Source organism: Longicatena caecimuris, from assembly GCF_018406465.1.
Lineage (GTDB): Bacteria > Bacillota_I > Bacilli_A > Erysipelotrichales > Erysipelotrichaceae > Longicatena > Longicatena caecimuris.
Window position 1 is genome coordinate 2,631,887 of record NZ_AP024510.1, and the last position, 17,568, is coordinate 2,649,454.

Sequence of the window (17,568 nt, forward strand, 5' to 3'; positions counted from 1 at the left end):
ATGGCAAAAGGACGGCTTTATACCGTCCTAGAAAGTACTCTAATTTCGCCACTTATAATGGCATTCAATTTCTGTTCAGCTTTAATTCTAAGCTGTCTTTCATCATCAAGCTGTTTTTCAAGTGTTTCAAGACGTCTATTATACTTTTCATGTGTATTTTTTTGATGAATCATATTTTTTCTTAAAGCTATGCTTGTCAACATATTATAATAATCATATGTTACTGCTAAATATTTTTCAGTACTATGTTCATCTAAAGTAAACTCGCTGATAAAACCATAATCGTGATAGTCAAGACTATGTTTCCCCAGTACTTCAATAAGATCTTGTGCAATGATACCAAAATGTACCTTTCCATCATCACTATTTATCTCTCGCCACCTAAATTGTTTAGGTATAATTTCATACCACGCCGCAACTAATTCATCAGAAATATCTTTTATATCATACTTAAGACGTTTATCCGAGGTATTAGTATACGCTTTATTACCTTTAATTGCTGTTTTAGATGTAAGGTTTATATTGTAACCATAGAGATTAAGATTACCAATATTATTAGCATAAGTGCCATATCCAAGCACGCAATTATCGTTATCATTAAGCAGTGTTAATTGTGTATATTCTTTCCCGTTGGTTGCATAAGCATATACACTTTTATTATTCACGTTAAAATGTATGCCGCCATTAAGCATATATAACCCAGAACTCACTTCTGTGAAATTACTATTAATAGATATCCTGTCTGTGCCATTTATTTGCACTTCACTTTTACCCGTCACCACCAACGCATTGACTGACGCTGATTTTGTGGCACTTGTAGCCCCAATGGATGATACACCGCTTGATTCCATTTTAATGTATTCCCATTCGGACGATACCCATGATCTTATCCAATTGTTTGATGTAAACTTTATGTACTTTGTACCCTTGGTATTTTGATTGATGTAGATATTGTTACCGATGGTTAAGTCTGTTGTGACGTTAATTACAGTTTTGGATGTTAAGCTACCTGCGGTAACCGTGCCTAAGTTTGCGGTAATAGCAGACAGTGAACTAACATTGATCTTACTTGCTGTTACTGCATTGGCGGCTATTTGTGCTGCATTTATAGTACCTGTATAAATTTTTCCGCCATCAATATATGTAATATCATTGTTATAACTCCATTTTTTTACACCATCGATGATGGATTGCACATTAGTATCTAACATCCCAATGGTAACTTTACCTATTAAATCAAGTCTATTAGCTTGTATTTTTACCGTTTCTGCCGACTGATTAATCGTAGAGATAATAGACCCTTTATCTGTCTTTTTTGCTACTGTTACATTGATACCATCAACTGTCGCAATAAGCTCAGTTAATTTACTACTTGTGCTATTGGCTGTTGTTTCAACTTTCGATATGGTTGCACTTATCTCATTAGCTTTTTGGTTTATAGCACTATTCATGGTTGCAGTAGTGCTATAGTTATCAAATTTTTCATCAACAGCTGTTACCTGTGTTTTTGTTGCATAAGTATCACTGACGGTTGCTTTAAAACCATCTAAAGACAGTTCTAACTTTGTGGCTTTGTCAGTAACTGCTGTTATTTTAGTATCAAAATCTGTAATACTTGATGTATGGCTCGCTACTGTACCACTAAGTCCTTTAAGTGATTGATCTAATGCACTATAGTCAGTTTGCAATGTAGTGATACTGCCTTTTGATGTTGTAATGTCTCCTTGAACCTTCGTAATATCTTTTTTTACCTGTGTCGTATCACTAATCAACGTAGATATCTTACCGTCTTGTGCAGTTAATTTAGTGCTGTGAGATTTGACAGTTTCGGTCACAGCAGTTACTTTTGTGTCAACTCCACTAATAGCATTGTTGATATCCTCAGGAGCAGGTGTCCAATCTGTATATTTGTTGCCCTTTTCAAGTTTTATTTTTTCAATAGTGCTAGTACTTACAACATTACCATCATATACATATATATAGATAATACTGTTTGCAAGATTACCTTCAATACCATCAAAAGTAGCCGCATAAGTGCCATCGTTTTGTTTTGTCAGTATAGCTAACTGCGTATTACCACCATCAAGATATGCAGTAAAATAGCTTTTATTTTCACCTAATTTACCCCAAATTCTGATAGTGTAAACTTCACCAGATGTCATTTTTTCTGCCATGGTATATGTCTTGATTAAATATTGATCATTTGTTATTTTTTCATCGCTACGTAATAATAAGTTATTTCCTCCAATTTTAATTTGATCTATCTTTGTTGATATAGTATTAAAGGCAATATCTAATGATTTCCCATCACATAATATGTGATTGGATGTAATGACCTCAGACCCATCGTTTATCTCCTTAACCAACGAGGTGATGTTTATCTTTTTGCCCTCTATCTCGGCATTGTCAGATACCATATCATTAACGATTATTTTATCCTTAATAGCTGCAGCTTTAGCACCACGGCTGTCCCACATAAGATTGCCATCGGCATCCCATTGAGATAAGGCATAATCACCTGTACCGTCTTTACCTATCTGTACCCTTACACGATCGGCATCCCTAACTTGTAGCGTCTCGCCAAAAATATCCAACCGCCCCGACTGTGACTTAAAATGGATACTACTCGCATCAATGGTGCCAGCTGTGACCTTGTCAGCTGCTACGCTATCAATCATGGCTGATTTTATCAATGCGTTGGATATCGTTGTGTTGTCAGCGTTTAACACGATTGTCTGTGTGCTACCTGCTGTTACACTGCCTGCAAGTAGAGTGTTGACACGCTCTAGGTCTACATCCAGTACATGCACCTCTGCTTTAGTAGCATATAGCTCCTGTACGTATTCTTTGGATACGTAGGATGTTTCAATTTTAGCTACTTTTACAGTAAGCTCTGTGACGTCCAGATTTTCAATTTCAGCTTCCATCGCCGTGAACTTTTTGTTGACCTCTAGGTAATTAGTGTTTATGATTTCAAACTCGCCTTCATACGCTGTGATTTTGTCTGCCAATAACTGCTTCGTGCTGATTAGATCACTGTAGGTGCGTTCCACCTTTGTCTGCAATGGACCTTTGTATTCATTTTCCTGTTCTTCTTCTGATTTTCCTTTTGATATTACAGATCCATAATACCCACCATCACAGTTAAACTCATATTCCATTAGAGGTACGTTGTACACGGTACCGTCCTTGTCAACAACCTTAATCAAATCACCAGCTTCTATATCTGGACGTGCCATTTTAAAATCAAGCGTCAACGCACGATACGTAAAACCTTTAATACGATCGTATAGAGTATTAAGCCTTGTTTGTGTCATACCAGGACAGCTAAAGTATATGCCTATACCAGCACCTGCAGATAAAGATTTTTCGTTTTCGATGGCGCAATCCAAACGGTTTATATATGTATCATCTTCTGCCATTTCCAACGGATCAGCGTATCGCGATGGTAATATAGATACTTTGGTATCGGTGTACCAAACGAATTTTAAGTTACCATCATTATCCATGATGGCATTTTTACCACAGTATGCTGCCAATACACCTATTGCCTCCCGTACTGTCATACCTTTTAGCTTATCAGCATTATAAGCTACATCATCAGCACCACCAGCAAATGTAATACCAATCTTTTTACATTGCTCATCTAAGATTGCCTTAATTTTTTGGCTACCTTTTAGGTCAGTAAAAAAACCTTTGTTGCAAAGGCTAAAATTGTCATATGCGGTGATTTTTATATACTCACCTGTTTTAATAGGTTTTTCGAGGTGATAAACACCTTTTTTTATCCACTCAGTAGTGCCATCGTCTAAGTCTAAACCAATATAAGGTATGGCCTTTTTGCCTTTTAATAATGTGCTTTTTGGCACATCCGTAAGCGTAAACTCAATTAAAGATGATACTGTATCTCCAAACGTAATATCGTCACTAGAGTTTGTACCACCTTTTATCTTTAATCCTTTAATACCAGTGTATGTAATACCACCTATGTCTATCCTGCACCTAAAATGTCTACCAGATTTATTTACAGCTGCCTTGTATTTATCGGATGTGGTTATCATCTTACCACCTCCCTATTTTTACTCAGATACTTCAATCATAAATTCGATTGTTTCGATTTCATTTGCTGTTAATTCTACGCGCTCTAAGTCGTCCAATGTCAACTTACGGGCATCAATTTCCTCTTCAATTTCAAGCAAACTCTCATACTCTGTAAAAAACTTTTCGCGTTTTTCTTTTTCATCAACAGGAATTTCAAAGTTACCATCTTCTTTTTCCACGCCGTATTTTTTAATAAGATCTTTTCGTTGTTCATCAATAAACATAATCTGTTTTTTGATAGATTCTAACGTTTTTTTGATGTGGTAAGCCTGCTTGACTGGCAAGTTGGTATTTAATAATTTGCCTAATGCCTGCTGTGCTTCTAAAATTTGTTTGTTTTTTAATTTCATAAGTTTTTCCTCCTATTTTTGTACAATTTTTACGGTTACTTTTTTATACCAATAGATGTCATCATCTAATGTCCCGATGTGCTCTTCGCTAAGTGTTCCACGATAAGAGGCGATAGTAAATCCTACACCATTGCCACCGTTAAAAATGAGCGGGAAATATCCAGCAATCACATTGTTTTCGATTTTTTTCATTTCCGTATCCTGGAGTATTCCCCACTCGATGGTTAATGTCTTCTTTTCTTTGACGACATCACCCTCCATGTCGCCATTAGCTACACGTCCAGTATTGCTGGACCAAATGATTTCATCGTCTGTCTTAATAGATACAGGTGCAGGCAAAGCCACACCGTTTGCTGTCAATATTGCCATTCCTGCGCCTCCTATATGTCAATAGGGCACTTGCCGTTTTTACGTGTGTCCTTGTTTACGTTATCAACTACTTTTTTTGTTACTTTCTCACTATCCATATAAATATCCGTGTCCTTGCTTTCTACAGCTTGCTTAATTTCATCAAACTTCTGTTTCAAGCTCTTAATTTCTTCGACCACTTCCCCTAGAGATGTTTCGCTGCTTTGCCGTTCCTCTTTCCATGCATGTTGAACATTTAACGACCTTTCGCCAGCAAATGCTATCGTAGGTTCTTGTAAAGATGCCTGCATAGCACTAGACATAGATGTAGCAAGAGTTTTTACTCTATTGATAAAGGTAGGCGTGCTTGATTCCAGAGTACTGGATAGCCCTTGCATCATATCCGGCATCCACTTCTCATACTCACGTAACGGCCCAACGTCTGGGCGGGAGAAGTGTAACCACTGTGATATGATGTTTGCTGCATTGCTCGCTGCATTTGACACTAAATAGGTAGCATTACGCATCCCCTCAGACATTCCGGACATCATGTCCTTACCCCATGTTGGAGATAAATTTTTGAGCCCCTTGAGCCATGATGTTGCTTTATTCACAGTTGTTTCTACGGCTGATTTGATGCTAACCTTTTTTGTACCATCTGACATGCCTAGCATCATGCTCTTACCACGACTTCCCGCTGTTTTTTTCGCGCTGTCGCGTATCCAGTTTAACGCCTTATCGATCGATGACTTAACAGCTGACTTAATGTCAACGTTTTTAACACTATTTTTTGCACCATTCATCATCAATTTGCTTTTTTCGGTAAAATTTATCTTACCAGTAGTGCCCATCCAAGATGCCACCTCGTTAAGCTTTTTTGTGATGATCGTTTTAATGTCCCCTGTTTTATCTGTAGCGCTTGTCTTCATTGCTTTCATATTTTCGCCAAATTTATCAGCAGTAGATTTAGACTTATTGCCTACAACATTTTTAATATCATCTCCAATAGATGACATCGTATTAAACATAGTTTTGGTATCAGCTGCTACCCCTTCTTTGGTGAGGCCTAGTTTTTTGCAAACCGTTGACTTAATCCCTTCCCATGTTTTACCTGCACCTTCTTTCAGATCATCCCATTTATCACTTATGCCTTTTTTGATATCCCCCCATGTCTTGCTCGCTTTTGTCTTTAGCCCATCCCAAGTCTTGCCAATAGTGGAAGAAATGCCTTTCCACGCTTTGCTTGCAGTAGATTTGATGCCATTCCAAACCCCACTGATAGCTTTACCAATGCCGCCAAATATGCTAGGTATTAAACCAATTAGTCCTTTAATTGCTGATTTTATACCATTAAGCAAGCCTTGTATCAAATAACCACCGATTTCAACCATAACCGTTGATGGGCTGTGAATACCAAATAAATCTTTTATTCCATTGATAAATGGATCAACGATATTTGTTTTTATCCAGTCTATCGGATTGCTAAAAAATTCTTTTAGACCGTTGAAAAATCCTTCGCCGATATTTTTTGCAAGTTGTGCTACAAATCCTAATATCGTTTTGGTCAATCCTACTATGGCTTGGCCAATAATAAGTGCTAGCTTAGCTAATAGCCCTATCCAGTTAATGTTACACAAAAAGTCAGCAATGCTTTGCCCTAGTTTAACCCAGTCAAATGTAGCTATCGTTGTGATCAATAGCTTAAGTGCGCTATTTAAACCGTTGCTTAATGTTTTGCCTGCATTAGCCCATTTTACGCTACGCAGAAAACTATTAAGCCCGTTGCCAAACTTAGTGCCTATAGATACCCAATCAATGCCAGTAATAAAGTTATTGATCGTTGTTATTAGTCCTGATAAACCAGTGCCTAACGTCTTCCCAAGGGTCACCCAATTTATTTTATTAACTAAGCCCATTACACCATTGGCCAATGCGAACCCAGTACCTTCCCAGTCAGCTGTTGTAACAAAACCATACAAAGCATTAATACGCGCCTGGAAATATGCTCCAATAGTGCGCCCAAGGTTATCCCAGTCTACTTCATGTACAAGGCCATTTAGTCCAAGTGCTATAGCTTTACCGATATTTTCCCAGTTGACGCCTTCCATTAACAGTTGTATTGTTTTAGCAATAGTATTGATACCTGTACCAAACATTTTACCGATATTTTCCCAGTTGATGGTTTTTATCAAACTGTTAAACAACTCACAAAATCCTGTCATAAAAGCAGTAATCTGAGTGCCGACGTTATCCCAGGATATCCATTTTGTAAATGATGTTACAGCCTTGTTGACCTGTTGGCCGATGACCTTTCCGATACCAGCATAATCACCTTTTGACCATAAATCTTTGAGTTTTTTCACCCACTTGTTAACAACATTTTGGTTAGGATCAGTCGGCGTATAGACAGGCGCTTTACTACCTCCGCCACCGTTGCCCCCTGATGCGCTATCTTTATCATCAAGTTTGTTTATCTCATCAAACCCCATTAAGGATCTACGTGCTTTTTCAGTGGCTTTTGATGCTTTGTCTGCTGTTGATCCATAAGCGCCCATTGCGTCTTTTGCGGCATAAATACCAGCAGTGGCCTGCTTTGTCGATGACATCGACTTACCAAAGATTGCCGACATAAAGGCAGCGATATATCCTGTAATAGTGGACAAAGTAGACATAAGAGCATTTAAAGCAGGCATTATAGCATTAAATATGGGTGTAAATGCCGTTGCTAGGTTAGATCTTATTTGGTTAAGACTATTTGCAAATGCGGTATTTGTCATCAATGTAGCCCCGAGGTTTTGTCCTAGTGCCATGATACCACGACTTACAAGAGGGAAAATCAGCGAGAAGATGGTAAATGACTTAATCAATCTGCCGATTCCCATGCTTGCACGTCCTATACCTGATGATGCTTTTTTAGATGACGAATTAAGCCCTAACAATTTAGCAGTGAATGACACTAAACGTTTTCCTGCGTTTTTTAGCCCTTGACCTAATTTATAAAGCCCTTGGCTTGCTAGCGACAACATAGAACCGCTTAACCTTTTTAAACCTGCAGTTGCCAACGAAGATGATACAGGAAACTTATTAATAACACCGCTTAATTTGCTTCCGGCTCGCGTCGATGTCATAAACTTGCTTCCAAGACTCCTTATAACTGAATTAAGTCGTTTCATTGAGCTTGTTGGTCCACCACTCGCAAGTCCTAATAAAACACTCTTGAACTTAGCAAATCTTCCACTTGCTTGCATTGAGGACATTGATGTTGTTGCCATTTGTCTATCCATAGCACTTAATGCCTGGTTCATTTCGATAATTTTAGTTTCACCTGATGAAATGCTACTCTTTAATTTTAATATCTTATTGCTGAAATCTAATGATTTTCCTTCGTATCCTTGTGCTTCTATCTGATAAATCTTATCTTTTAAAGCGTCCATTTTAGGTAATGCTGAATTGATTTCTTGTTTTAGTGATCTAATTTCATCATCAATATCTATTTTCTGACGTAATGATGTGACAGCAGTCATTTTTTGTTTTAAGATATCAATCTTTTCTGCTGCCAAATCTGTTCCTGTAGCTAATTTATTAAATTGGTCGTTCAAACTCGTTAAAGAATTTGCTTTTGATGATATGTTAGCATATTCTTCTTCTAGCTTTGTCAACGCATCTTTTTGATTTTTTATTATCTGAGATGTAATACTAATCTGATTTGCAAGATTTGTTTGCTGTGCATGCATTACTTCTGTATTCATAGATAAATCAATTTTAGGCTTTCTCACACTTAAAGAGGGCGGTCCTCTTACTGGATTGCTCTTAGCTGTTGCTGTTTTAGGTATTGGCTGGTCTTCGGCTTGATGATAAGGCATCTGTACACCGGACATTTGCTTGACCATGCTAGCCATTTGCTCTACAAACGCTCTCATCTCTAGCTTAGTACGATCAAGACAAGACTTTACTGCCTCTGTCATTTTGTCCAGACTAGCAACGAGGCTCTTCCGCAAGTTTTTAAACATATCACCACTCATCGAGTCAACTTGTTTACGTATCCTGTCAGCTAACTTACTGGCCTCAGCCTGTATATCATCATCTAAATTAGATTTAACCTCTAGATCCATCTGTATGGATCCTGCACTGGTTGCTCCCATATAGTCACCTACCTTTCTGACATGAAAAGAAGTTATGATGCCATAGACTTAAACATAGCCTTCATTTGCATCATAACTTCTTCTTTGTTCATTTGTTTCATTGTTTCTTGTAATTGGCGATTACGCCATTCAATGCGTATACGATTTTGCTCTGATGAAAAGTGTTCTAATACATCTTCGTCATCCTCTGCACGTATCTTGATGATTTGACCTAATGGTGTTTCCGGCATGATTCCCGATAACAAAGTGACAAATTCTCGCCACTCCATGTCATCATCGTCTGTAGCGTATAAATCCTTTTGAGGATACTGCATGGCAAATGATGCCTCTATCAAGTCCCAATCATCAAAGATGTCATACCAATGGTCGGTTACTTTTTTTCTTCTTGTTCCTCTTTTTCAAAATTCGTTTCTTCGTCGCCAATTGCTGCCATGATTACATCAATGATATCTTGCATAACAGCAAATGTGTAATCTTGTTCGGCAATATAGGCAGCCGCTTCATCACCTAGTCCCATTTTGATGATGTGGTCCATCATTTCCATATCTTTTACAGGATCGGTTTCTTCTTTTCCCTTTTTCTCTGTTTTACGGATATATGCCATCATACACAAGACATTTGTCTTTTTCGTATTGATAGGATATTTATGTTCTTCATCCAATACCACTGTTGGCTTTTCGTTACGACGTTTCAGTCGCTCAACGATATTATACTCTCTTGCCATGTTTACCTCCTACACAGTTGGTGCTGGTGCCTCTGTAAAAGAAGGTTTACCATCCACGATCATATCAAACTCTAACGGTGCGACATCCTGTGATTCGCCACCTAAAAAAGATTTAATATCCAGTACACAATCAAATGTCAGCTTGCTACCATCTGGGAACTCTACAGCAGCCTTGGACGAACAGTTAAGTCCATCTTTAAAGGCCACAGACGCCACATAATCATTGCCTGGGTCGCCCACATTACGTTTGCCCTTTAAAGATACTGTCATGCTCTTACCAGTCATCAAGGCACGTCCCCATCCTTTCATATCCATAGGATTCCATTTTGAGGTGTTCCCTTCGATTGACAAAGAAAATGTTTCCATGTCCTTAATTGTTACCATATCTTGTTCTGTCGAATCCTTGCCTTTTGTTCCAATTTTGAAATCAAGATCAAATACCGGGAAAACTCCACTTTTTACTTTTGCCATAAATTACTCCTTTCGCTCATATGTGAGCCATGTTTCGATTACATATTCGTATATCCCATTATCGTCCGTTCCGACGCTGATGGGTTCGTCGCTTCTCATATCACATTTTACAATCTGATAATCACCTATCACAGGCTGTTTTCCATAAAATAAAGCGAGCACCTCTTGAGCAACACGCTCAGTTTCATCAGGATTTTTTGACCAATGTACAATAATAGATACACCTTTTACAGCTGTACTGGTATTTTGTAAACCGCCTATGGCCAATTTGCCACGATTGCTAGTTAGATTACGTACGCAGATTGTTTTTTCGTTAGATGCATCATAGGTTCCTATTTTCCAAACATCCGCTGATACTTGTTCTTTAAGCCAGTCTTTGACATCTTTTAGTGTCATCATTTGATAAGACCCCCAGATTCTTGTTTTAAGAATTTTGCATAGGTATCTTGTACCCACTGTTTGCCATCACCGTCTAGGTAATAGTCCATCCAATGGTCCTGCGCATTGACATTTTGTGTGCGCTGAAATGTTGCACCGTCAAGATTAAAATACCAACGCCTTGCATACGGAGTGTCAAATACTATACTAGTAACGATTTCAACATCAATGTGATTATCGTCAACAAAACCACTGCGTTCTAGTTCACCTGTGTCTTTTGGTACAACACCACGTGATTTTATATCAGCAAGCATAGCCTCTGCCGTAAGATATAAAGCTCGTTTTTTAGCTTTTTCTAACTGTGCTATTGCATCACGATTTATTTTGACTTTAACATTAGTCACTTTCACAATAAATCTACCTCTGTTGATACGATAAAGCCCATTACAGATGGCTTACTAACCTTGTAGATTTGCTTTTTCTCATCGCCAATCTTTACGTATCCTTGTGGTGCATTACCAATAAACTGTACATCACCTTTGATAATTAACTTACCAGTGAGTTCAATCTGTTTGCTATCAGCATTAAAGACATATTTTGATGTTTGGTCATACTTAGCCATACCATCATACACTAATGTTTCGATTGGTCCTTGGTCCTCTGTATCCTCTTCCTGATATATCTCAATGTACGTTGTTAGCTCTTGATCAGGAAAAGGAAAAGGACACGTGATTATAGCACTCGGCATCTTAATCCTGTGTCCTCTAATAGATTGATAATCTCTTGTGTGGTACTGATACCGCCATAAGTTACATTGGCCAACTCAACTCGCGTACTACCTGCTGTGTATGACTTTAACGGATTATTGATATAAGCACCATACTGTTTTAAGTAATCGGCCTGTAAGCAAGTTGCACGACTAATTAACTCTTGCTGATAAGGTGATAGGTTATCAAATCCTTTACCCTTGATACGGCCAAAACATAAATGGTCAATATCATATTCAGCCGATTTAAGTGCTTTATTTAATTTTTCTTGTGATATGAGTGTTCCACCGTATTCGGTGGTGTAATATTCGGGTGTAGCGTACATGCTATTCATCTGCTTTCTTTAATTCCTCTAATTCTTTTTCAACAGCTTTTAGCTTATCCTTTAAAGCTTTATTTTTTTCTAATACTTTTGGATCAGCAGATTTCTTAAGTTCTGCATTCTCCTTTTTCAAAGCCTTGAATTCTTTTTCTGAAATAGATGTTTCATCATTATCTAGACTTTCTTTAATATCATAACCATGCTGTTCAAACCAATTAATAGTGTCAGGGTTGCTACAATCCCCTACACCATTAGCAAATGCTACACCAGCAGAAATGCCAGTGTAATTTTTATTAGGTGCAATAATTTTCATATTATTGTACCTTAATCTTTCTCATGATTCCTGCTGCTTTTGTAGCCTTTAAAACAACAGCCGCAACCATTTCAACTTCGCCTTTTTTCACAGCTCCAGCAGTATTAAAATCTGGCAGCCATGTATTTACAGGTGCCTGACCAGCCATTGAACAAGCGTGGAATCCATCTAATCCAAGACGTGCAGCATACAATGACGTACATCCCATATCCTCTCCGGAAGTGATAATTTTTGATACATTTTCGTTGCTTCCTGCTTTTGCCCCAAAATCAATAAATGGGATGTTTCCGTAAGATTCCACTTGCTGCCCAAAATCATTTTTTGTTGTTTGGTACATGCTTGCTCTTCTAGCACACGCTCTTAATTTAGCAATCAGTTTTGTATTTCCGCCAATGAATGATGGTGTTCCATCCAATCCCATTAAAAACTCATCCAAAAGATCTAAAAACAACTTATAGTTTTTATCTATTGCATCACTTGTAGATAAGTCAATGATTTCTAATGGTTTAAACTCTGTGCTGGATCCTGTTACAGCTTTTTCCAATCCATCAAACGCTTTAGCATCAACCGCACTATCCCCATTGATAACAGTATCATTAAATAAAGCTGATGCGGCTTTAATTTTCTGCTTCATTTGCAGATCTACTTCTGATACAATTCCACCCATATTTGCAATAATACGGTCAATTTCAAATGCTCCACCAAAAATTTTCAGATCAGCATTGAAACGTTCTTTTTCAACTTCGTTTGTTGAATATTCTTCGTTCACGTTACGGAACTCTGCTGTAGGCTGCGTTTTTAAACGTGTATATGCATAGGTCATGGTTGCTCCACCGCCTGTTGGTGATACGACATCATCAAAGGTTAAGTTATCCCATAGCCAATTTGACTTACGAAATTCATCAATAACGCCCATTTGTAAGTCATCTTGGACGTTCTTTTGTGCTTCTGCTAATGTTAATGGCATATTTAATCACTCTCTTTCTATTTGCCTAATTTAGCTGCAATAGCATCTGTCAAAGATACATTGCCTTTTGGTTTTGGCGCAGGATTTCCGTCTGCTCCTAATGTAATTCCTGGTTTAGGTGTTGGTTCCTGTGACTTTAGAGCTGGTACATCTTCTAACACTTTTTCAATAGCCGCTTTGATATCTTCATCTTTTACTTCTTCATCTGAGATTTGGATATCAGCTAGTTTCAACACGTAAGGAATTTGTTTCATATCTATTCCTAATTCTAATGCCTTCATAGTGGCTTGATTTTCAAGTCTTGCTTTTGCTGCCTCTTGTTGGGCCTGTTTTAATTCGTTCTGTAAAGCATCAGGATTCGGTTTACTTGCCGCTTTATCTGCTTTATATTTATCTAATGCTGCTGTAATTTCTTGTTGAGATAATCCTTGCTGTTTGAAAAAGTCTTTTAATGCTGCATCAGATGCTCTTGCTGCACGTGCTTCTGCAATCGCATCCAACTGTTCTTGTGAGTATCCTACCGGTGTTGAATTAGGCGTAGGATCTGGTGTTGGATTAGATTCAGCAAAAAGCTGAATATCCAAAGGGAATTTTAAATTTCGTTTCATATTAACCTCCGTTTTAAGTCTGTCTGACTATCCGTTCTTTATCCTCTTTTACGTTGGAGTAATATCATTTCAAATGCACCCCAAAATAGGGCAATTTACGTCTTGGCGGGTCATTCATATAGCTGGTCCTTTCTTTTGTTTTTTTTGTCCACAAAAAATGCAGGTATCGTGATATTTAACGACCCTGCAATTCAAATTTTTATCATAATAACTATGACTTACTGTCACATATGCATGTTGGCACACATCACTTATCTAAATCCTGTTCATAAGTCGCCATAAATATATCGGCTTTACAAGGATATAATTCACCCTGTACACCTCTGATTATAAAATCACCGGCTTTTGCTATCATCGTTCCTTCCAATGTCTTTATTTCGCACCAAGCTGGATTTTGATTGAATTTTCCGAAGTCATGTGTAATGACCTTATTTTCTGATACTGCATTCCAGAACCAATCTTCACCTACAAGACCTCTTTCATTTAACTGGAATGCTTCTACAACTACAGGCTTCTTTCTAAATTTCATTTCTTTTTTTCCTCCTGTGGGGTTGCCACTAAAAAAGCACCCATTATGAGTGCTTAAAGTAAATCACTGATATCCATGCCAGGTTGGTCTTTCGTATTCTTATCAGTAAATGGGCTTCTAAATCCATTAACCCATTCATCAAATGCTTTTTTTACATCTTCTGGAGCATCCTTTTTCAATGCTAACTCTTCGAGATTGTTATCAATCCATTCAGGATATTCAAATGCAGTAGGTATCATTTTATCCTCTCCTTCAACAATTTAAAAACTTCCAACGCTATTTCGCTTGGATTTTCTGTTGTTAAGACTTGCGAGATGCATTGTGCTAAAAATTCGTTACTATTTATCTTTGCATAATTTCCGAGATCCTTATACATTTTATACCACTTTGGATGCATAAACTCAATATTAAGATTTTTCATAGCTTGTTCTTTAATTTCGCCAGAAATAAATCCATATTTGTTTTTGAATTCTATCCACTGGCTATCTGTAACTTGTTTTGCATCAATTTTCATTTCCTTTAGTGTCAAATTGATTTCTAAAGCGTGTGTGCATTCGTGCACAATCAGTGACTTAGAAGTCATATCGCTATACGTATGACCACTTTTTATATCTTTGCTAATGGATTGTAATAACGCTGATCTATCAGAAAATATTTTGCCTACTTTTATAGTGGTAGATACCTTTCCTTCATTTATTCCTGTTTCGCTGTATGCATATTCTTTTTCCGTTGAAGGGTCATATGTTATTTTACTGACAAGTTCCTTAAAAGACGGGAATTCTTTGTTCATTTTCCTTATGCCTTCTTTTATATCTGGCATTAGTTCATCCGATATCTTATTTCCTTTCACTTTTTGATTATCTTCTGAACTCATCATGTTTTTTATATTTTTAACATCATAAATCTTTTCACGCCTACTTTGTCGCTTGAACTCAGGATGACTCTTCAAGAAATCTCTTAGATTCTTTTGTGCTATTCTCAGATTACGCTGTGCTTCTTTTCGGTCTTTGTCCTCCACGGTTCCGGCGAGTATCCTCTTACGTTTACGGATCTCCCGCTCCAATTTTCTCTGTTGTTGTTCATTGTTATAATTCTCCAATGCTTTTTTTGGATCTTGCGGCTTTGGAAGACGTGTAATGCCTTCAAAGTACGTTGCGAGCGTATGTCTGCAATTGGGGTGAAGCAACCCCGCTTTGATAGCAACAGACAACAGCTCATATTTGCCTTTGTATTTTGCGATGTAATCATCGCTAGGATGACTAAATACATCATCAATTAGTACTTTACCTTGCCAAGGCAAACATAGCTTACAGGCGTTAGCGTGCGCTGATACAAAGACCAGATGTACGCCTAGTTCATCACGCTTTGAACCTTCGCCTAAAAGTGTTGCTCTATGACTTGCTGTACGCAATGCCATTTCTGCGTAATCTGCGATGTTAACATAGCGTATGATGTGTCCATTCTTATCCTTATATCCTATACAGTTAATACCTTGCTCTAAAAACTTTTCCACAGCATTATCTATTGCTTTGCCAAGCGACAAGGCACCACTTGACAATTGGAACTCAGTCTTAAAAATTGTCTGCCGGTACACATCATCCATTTTGCGATATATTGCATGATTAGCATTATCAAAGTCTTTTTTTGATGTTTCAATCAATGCATCCAACTTTTTCTTATTAGTGCCGAAAAACTGTGTTTCCTTTGGTGGCTTTTGATTCGGTGCCGCTGTATTTTTACCATCTTTTGGTATATTTACAGTGGACTTATACCCTTTATCATAGAAGTGGTTTAATACATCTTCGATAGCTTTCTTGATACGTGCTTTAAACTTGTATATGATACTACTATTTTCTAATTGATACTGATGTATATTTCTAAGCTTAGCTTTCTGCCACATCTCCCAACTAAAGCCTGCCGCCTGCTCTTCCATTTTATGCTTTAAAAAGTTTCTGCGTAAAGATGCAATTAATTCTAGTTCCATCTCTTTATATATTTCTCTCAAAGAGTATGGATCCTTTTCTTTCTTGCTCACTGGTAATCACCATCGGTCGGTACCTTTCCATCAATATCATCAAATTCGTTTATAACAGGCTCTTGTACTCCTAATGCTTGATCATCTTTAATTAGTTTTAATTCTTCTTCAATTTCCTCTTCTGTCCATGTATCTCCGTACATTTGCTTTAATGATTGTTTTACGCTCATGACACCGCCTTGCTTGGCTTTTACAACAGTTTCTACAACTTTGTCAAATGTAGGTGTTCCATATTCTCCAAACTTAACAGATGCCTCATACTCACCTATGGCCTTCTCACACATATTGTCATAAGTCATCATACATACAGACACTACTTCTGGGATGACCTCAGTAAGCGCATCAACAATCTTATTACAAGATATAACAGTAGCCTTTTCTTTTTCACGTTGACTTTCTGCGTTATCTGTCTTTTTTAAATCTATACCCAATGTTCCTGGGCTAATAACTCCTTGTAAGCACATATCCATGAAACTTGCGTATGACTCTACATAAGCCGCATAGTTAATATCTGCTTGTGATAATGTAACAATCTCTTTAGCATCCTCTGCAAGGCTTGTTCCTGCTTCCATGTAGTCGTTATCAAATACATTTGGGGATAATGTTTCTCCGGTATTGGGGTCTTTTGGAACCATACTTTTTGGTATGTACCTATATACCCTGCCTTTACGTATAGCGTCTATCCATTGTGATACAACCTCATCTAATGCATCAAAATCATCGTTTTTAGATGTGAAGATACTTTCTCCGCGGCCTTTGTACTTTACGGATTTAAAAAACATCACAGGTATTCCCATGATGTAATCTCCAGCAAACGTATTGTGTGGTTTTAAACTTATACATTCTTCTACAGTACCAAGTTCCACTTCATCGCCTCGTGCATTATAAAGCTTATAGTCAATGAATCCTCTGCCGTAATGTTCATGTAAGCAAAAGTCTGCCATATCTTGCGTATAAGACGTATGAAATATAATTTCTTGCAATCGCCCTCGCTTGTATACATAGCTTACCCTTTCGCCTCCATAAAATTCGATTATAGGATAAAGTGATAAATCTGTATCAACTGATATTTTAAAAGCGCCATCACCATCTACAAGTGTTTCAGATATGCATGATCCAATTAGCTGCGGAAATTTATTTTCCTTTGACATTTTATCCCACAGTGATTGAAACTTATTGTCTAGCTCTATATTATCCATATCCGCAACTACGATATCCGAAAGTTTGTTTGCAATCATCTTAGGTAATCCAGTATGCATCTTACGTATGGCGCTATCCTTTGACGGTTCAGCAGCCCAAAATTTTGTTTTTGCAGATCCGCGCCATTCTTTCGCTACTTTCTTAAAGTATTGTTCCAATTCATTTGGATCACCGCGATACCATAGTCGATTCCGCAGTGTTTCAGTTTCATATGTATCTCTCTCATAAATTGTTATTGTTTTAGGGTTCGCCGGCTTGATATCCAACAACCTTATAGCTGCTTTTTGTAACATGTTTTTTAATCGCCCCATTT

General features: G+C 37.6%; 18 protein-coding genes. All 18 read right to left on the reverse strand.

Going from position 1 to position 17,568, the window contains the following annotated elements; translation table 11 throughout:
- Nucleotides 1-17: 17 nt before the first annotated feature.
- Nucleotides 18-4,061 carry a tail fiber domain-containing protein gene (locus KJS44_RS12215; RefSeq protein WP_008686838.1) on the reverse strand — a complete coding sequence of 1,348 codons (4,044 nt, stop codon included), beginning with the start codon at nucleotides 4,059-4,061 and terminating at the stop codon, nucleotides 18-20.
- Nucleotides 4,062-4,079: 18 nt separating this feature from the next.
- Complete coding sequence (locus KJS44_RS12220) at nucleotides 4,080-4,451, reverse strand: hypothetical protein (RefSeq protein WP_008686836.1); 372 nt, start codon at nucleotides 4,449-4,451, stop codon at nucleotides 4,080-4,082.
- Between the two features lie 12 nt (nucleotides 4,452-4,463).
- Nucleotides 4,464-4,820, reverse strand: a complete 357-nt coding sequence (locus KJS44_RS12225) for a hypothetical protein (RefSeq protein WP_008686834.1) — start codon at nucleotides 4,818-4,820, stop codon at nucleotides 4,464-4,466.
- A gap of 11 nt (nucleotides 4,821-4,831) precedes the next feature.
- Nucleotides 4,832-8,941: a hypothetical protein gene (locus tag KJS44_RS12230; RefSeq protein WP_008686832.1), complete on the reverse strand. Its 4,110-nt coding sequence runs from the start codon at nucleotides 8,939-8,941 to the stop codon at nucleotides 4,832-4,834.
- A 32-nt stretch (nucleotides 8,942-8,973) separates the two neighbouring features.
- A complete protein-coding gene (locus KJS44_RS12235) occupies nucleotides 8,974-9,276 on the reverse strand; it encodes a Gp15 family bacteriophage protein (protein WP_244976547.1) in 303 nt (100 codons plus the stop codon).
- A gap of 35 nt (nucleotides 9,277-9,311) precedes the next feature.
- Entirely contained in the window at nucleotides 9,312-9,665 is a 354-nt protein-coding gene (locus KJS44_RS12240; RefSeq protein WP_008686828.1) for a hypothetical protein, read from the reverse strand.
- A 9-nt stretch (nucleotides 9,666-9,674) separates the two neighbouring features.
- Nucleotides 9,675-10,136, reverse strand: coding sequence for a phage tail tube protein (locus KJS44_RS12245; RefSeq protein ID WP_008686826.1), 462 nt, complete (start codon nucleotides 10,134-10,136; stop codon nucleotides 9,675-9,677).
- Between the two features lie 3 nt (nucleotides 10,137-10,139).
- On the reverse strand, nucleotides 10,140-10,535 hold the full coding sequence (locus KJS44_RS12250) for a phage tail terminator protein (RefSeq protein WP_017144726.1): 396 nt from the start codon (nucleotides 10,533-10,535) through the stop codon (nucleotides 10,140-10,142).
- On the reverse strand, nucleotides 10,532-10,924 hold the full coding sequence (locus KJS44_RS12255; protein ID WP_008686822.1) for a minor capsid protein: 393 nt from the start codon (nucleotides 10,922-10,924) through the stop codon (nucleotides 10,532-10,534). The genes KJS44_RS12250 and KJS44_RS12255 overlap by 4 nt, the downstream gene beginning before the upstream one ends.
- Nucleotides 10,921-11,262, reverse strand: coding sequence for a hypothetical protein (locus KJS44_RS12260; RefSeq protein WP_008686820.1), 342 nt, complete (start codon nucleotides 11,260-11,262; stop codon nucleotides 10,921-10,923). The genes KJS44_RS12255 and KJS44_RS12260 overlap by 4 nt, the downstream gene beginning before the upstream one ends.
- Nucleotides 11,247-11,606, reverse strand: coding sequence for a head-tail connector protein (locus KJS44_RS12265; protein WP_017144727.1), 360 nt, complete (start codon nucleotides 11,604-11,606; stop codon nucleotides 11,247-11,249). Before KJS44_RS12265 ends, KJS44_RS12260 begins: the two co-directional genes overlap by 16 nt.
- A gap of 1 nt (nucleotide 11,607) precedes the next feature.
- Nucleotides 11,608-11,916 (reverse strand): hypothetical protein, encoded by a 309-nt coding sequence (locus KJS44_RS12270; RefSeq protein WP_008686817.1) that lies wholly within the window; start codon nucleotides 11,914-11,916, stop codon nucleotides 11,608-11,610.
- A gap of 1 nt (nucleotide 11,917) precedes the next feature.
- Nucleotides 11,918-12,883, reverse strand: coding sequence for a major capsid protein (locus KJS44_RS12275; protein WP_008686815.1), 966 nt, complete (start codon nucleotides 12,881-12,883; stop codon nucleotides 11,918-11,920).
- Nucleotides 12,884-12,900: 17 nt separating this feature from the next.
- Nucleotides 12,901-13,491 (reverse strand): hypothetical protein, encoded by a 591-nt coding sequence (locus KJS44_RS12280; RefSeq protein WP_008686813.1) that lies wholly within the window; start codon nucleotides 13,489-13,491, stop codon nucleotides 12,901-12,903.
- Between the two features lie 247 nt (nucleotides 13,492-13,738).
- On the reverse strand, nucleotides 13,739-14,020 hold the full coding sequence (locus KJS44_RS12285; RefSeq protein WP_008686812.1) for a hypothetical protein: 282 nt from the start codon (nucleotides 14,018-14,020) through the stop codon (nucleotides 13,739-13,741).
- A gap of 53 nt (nucleotides 14,021-14,073) precedes the next feature.
- Nucleotides 14,074-14,259 (reverse strand): hypothetical protein, encoded by a 186-nt coding sequence (locus KJS44_RS12290; RefSeq protein ID WP_008686811.1) that lies wholly within the window; start codon nucleotides 14,257-14,259, stop codon nucleotides 14,074-14,076.
- Complete coding sequence (locus tag KJS44_RS12295; protein ID WP_008686810.1) at nucleotides 14,256-16,055, reverse strand: phage minor capsid protein; 1,800 nt, start codon at nucleotides 16,053-16,055, stop codon at nucleotides 14,256-14,258. Before KJS44_RS12295 ends, KJS44_RS12290 begins: the two co-directional genes overlap by 4 nt.
- Nucleotides 16,052-17,566, reverse strand: coding sequence for a hypothetical protein (locus KJS44_RS12300; RefSeq protein WP_008686809.1), 1,515 nt, complete (start codon nucleotides 17,564-17,566; stop codon nucleotides 16,052-16,054). Before KJS44_RS12300 ends, KJS44_RS12295 begins: the two co-directional genes overlap by 4 nt.
- Between the last annotated feature and the right edge of the window lie 2 nt (nucleotides 17,567-17,568).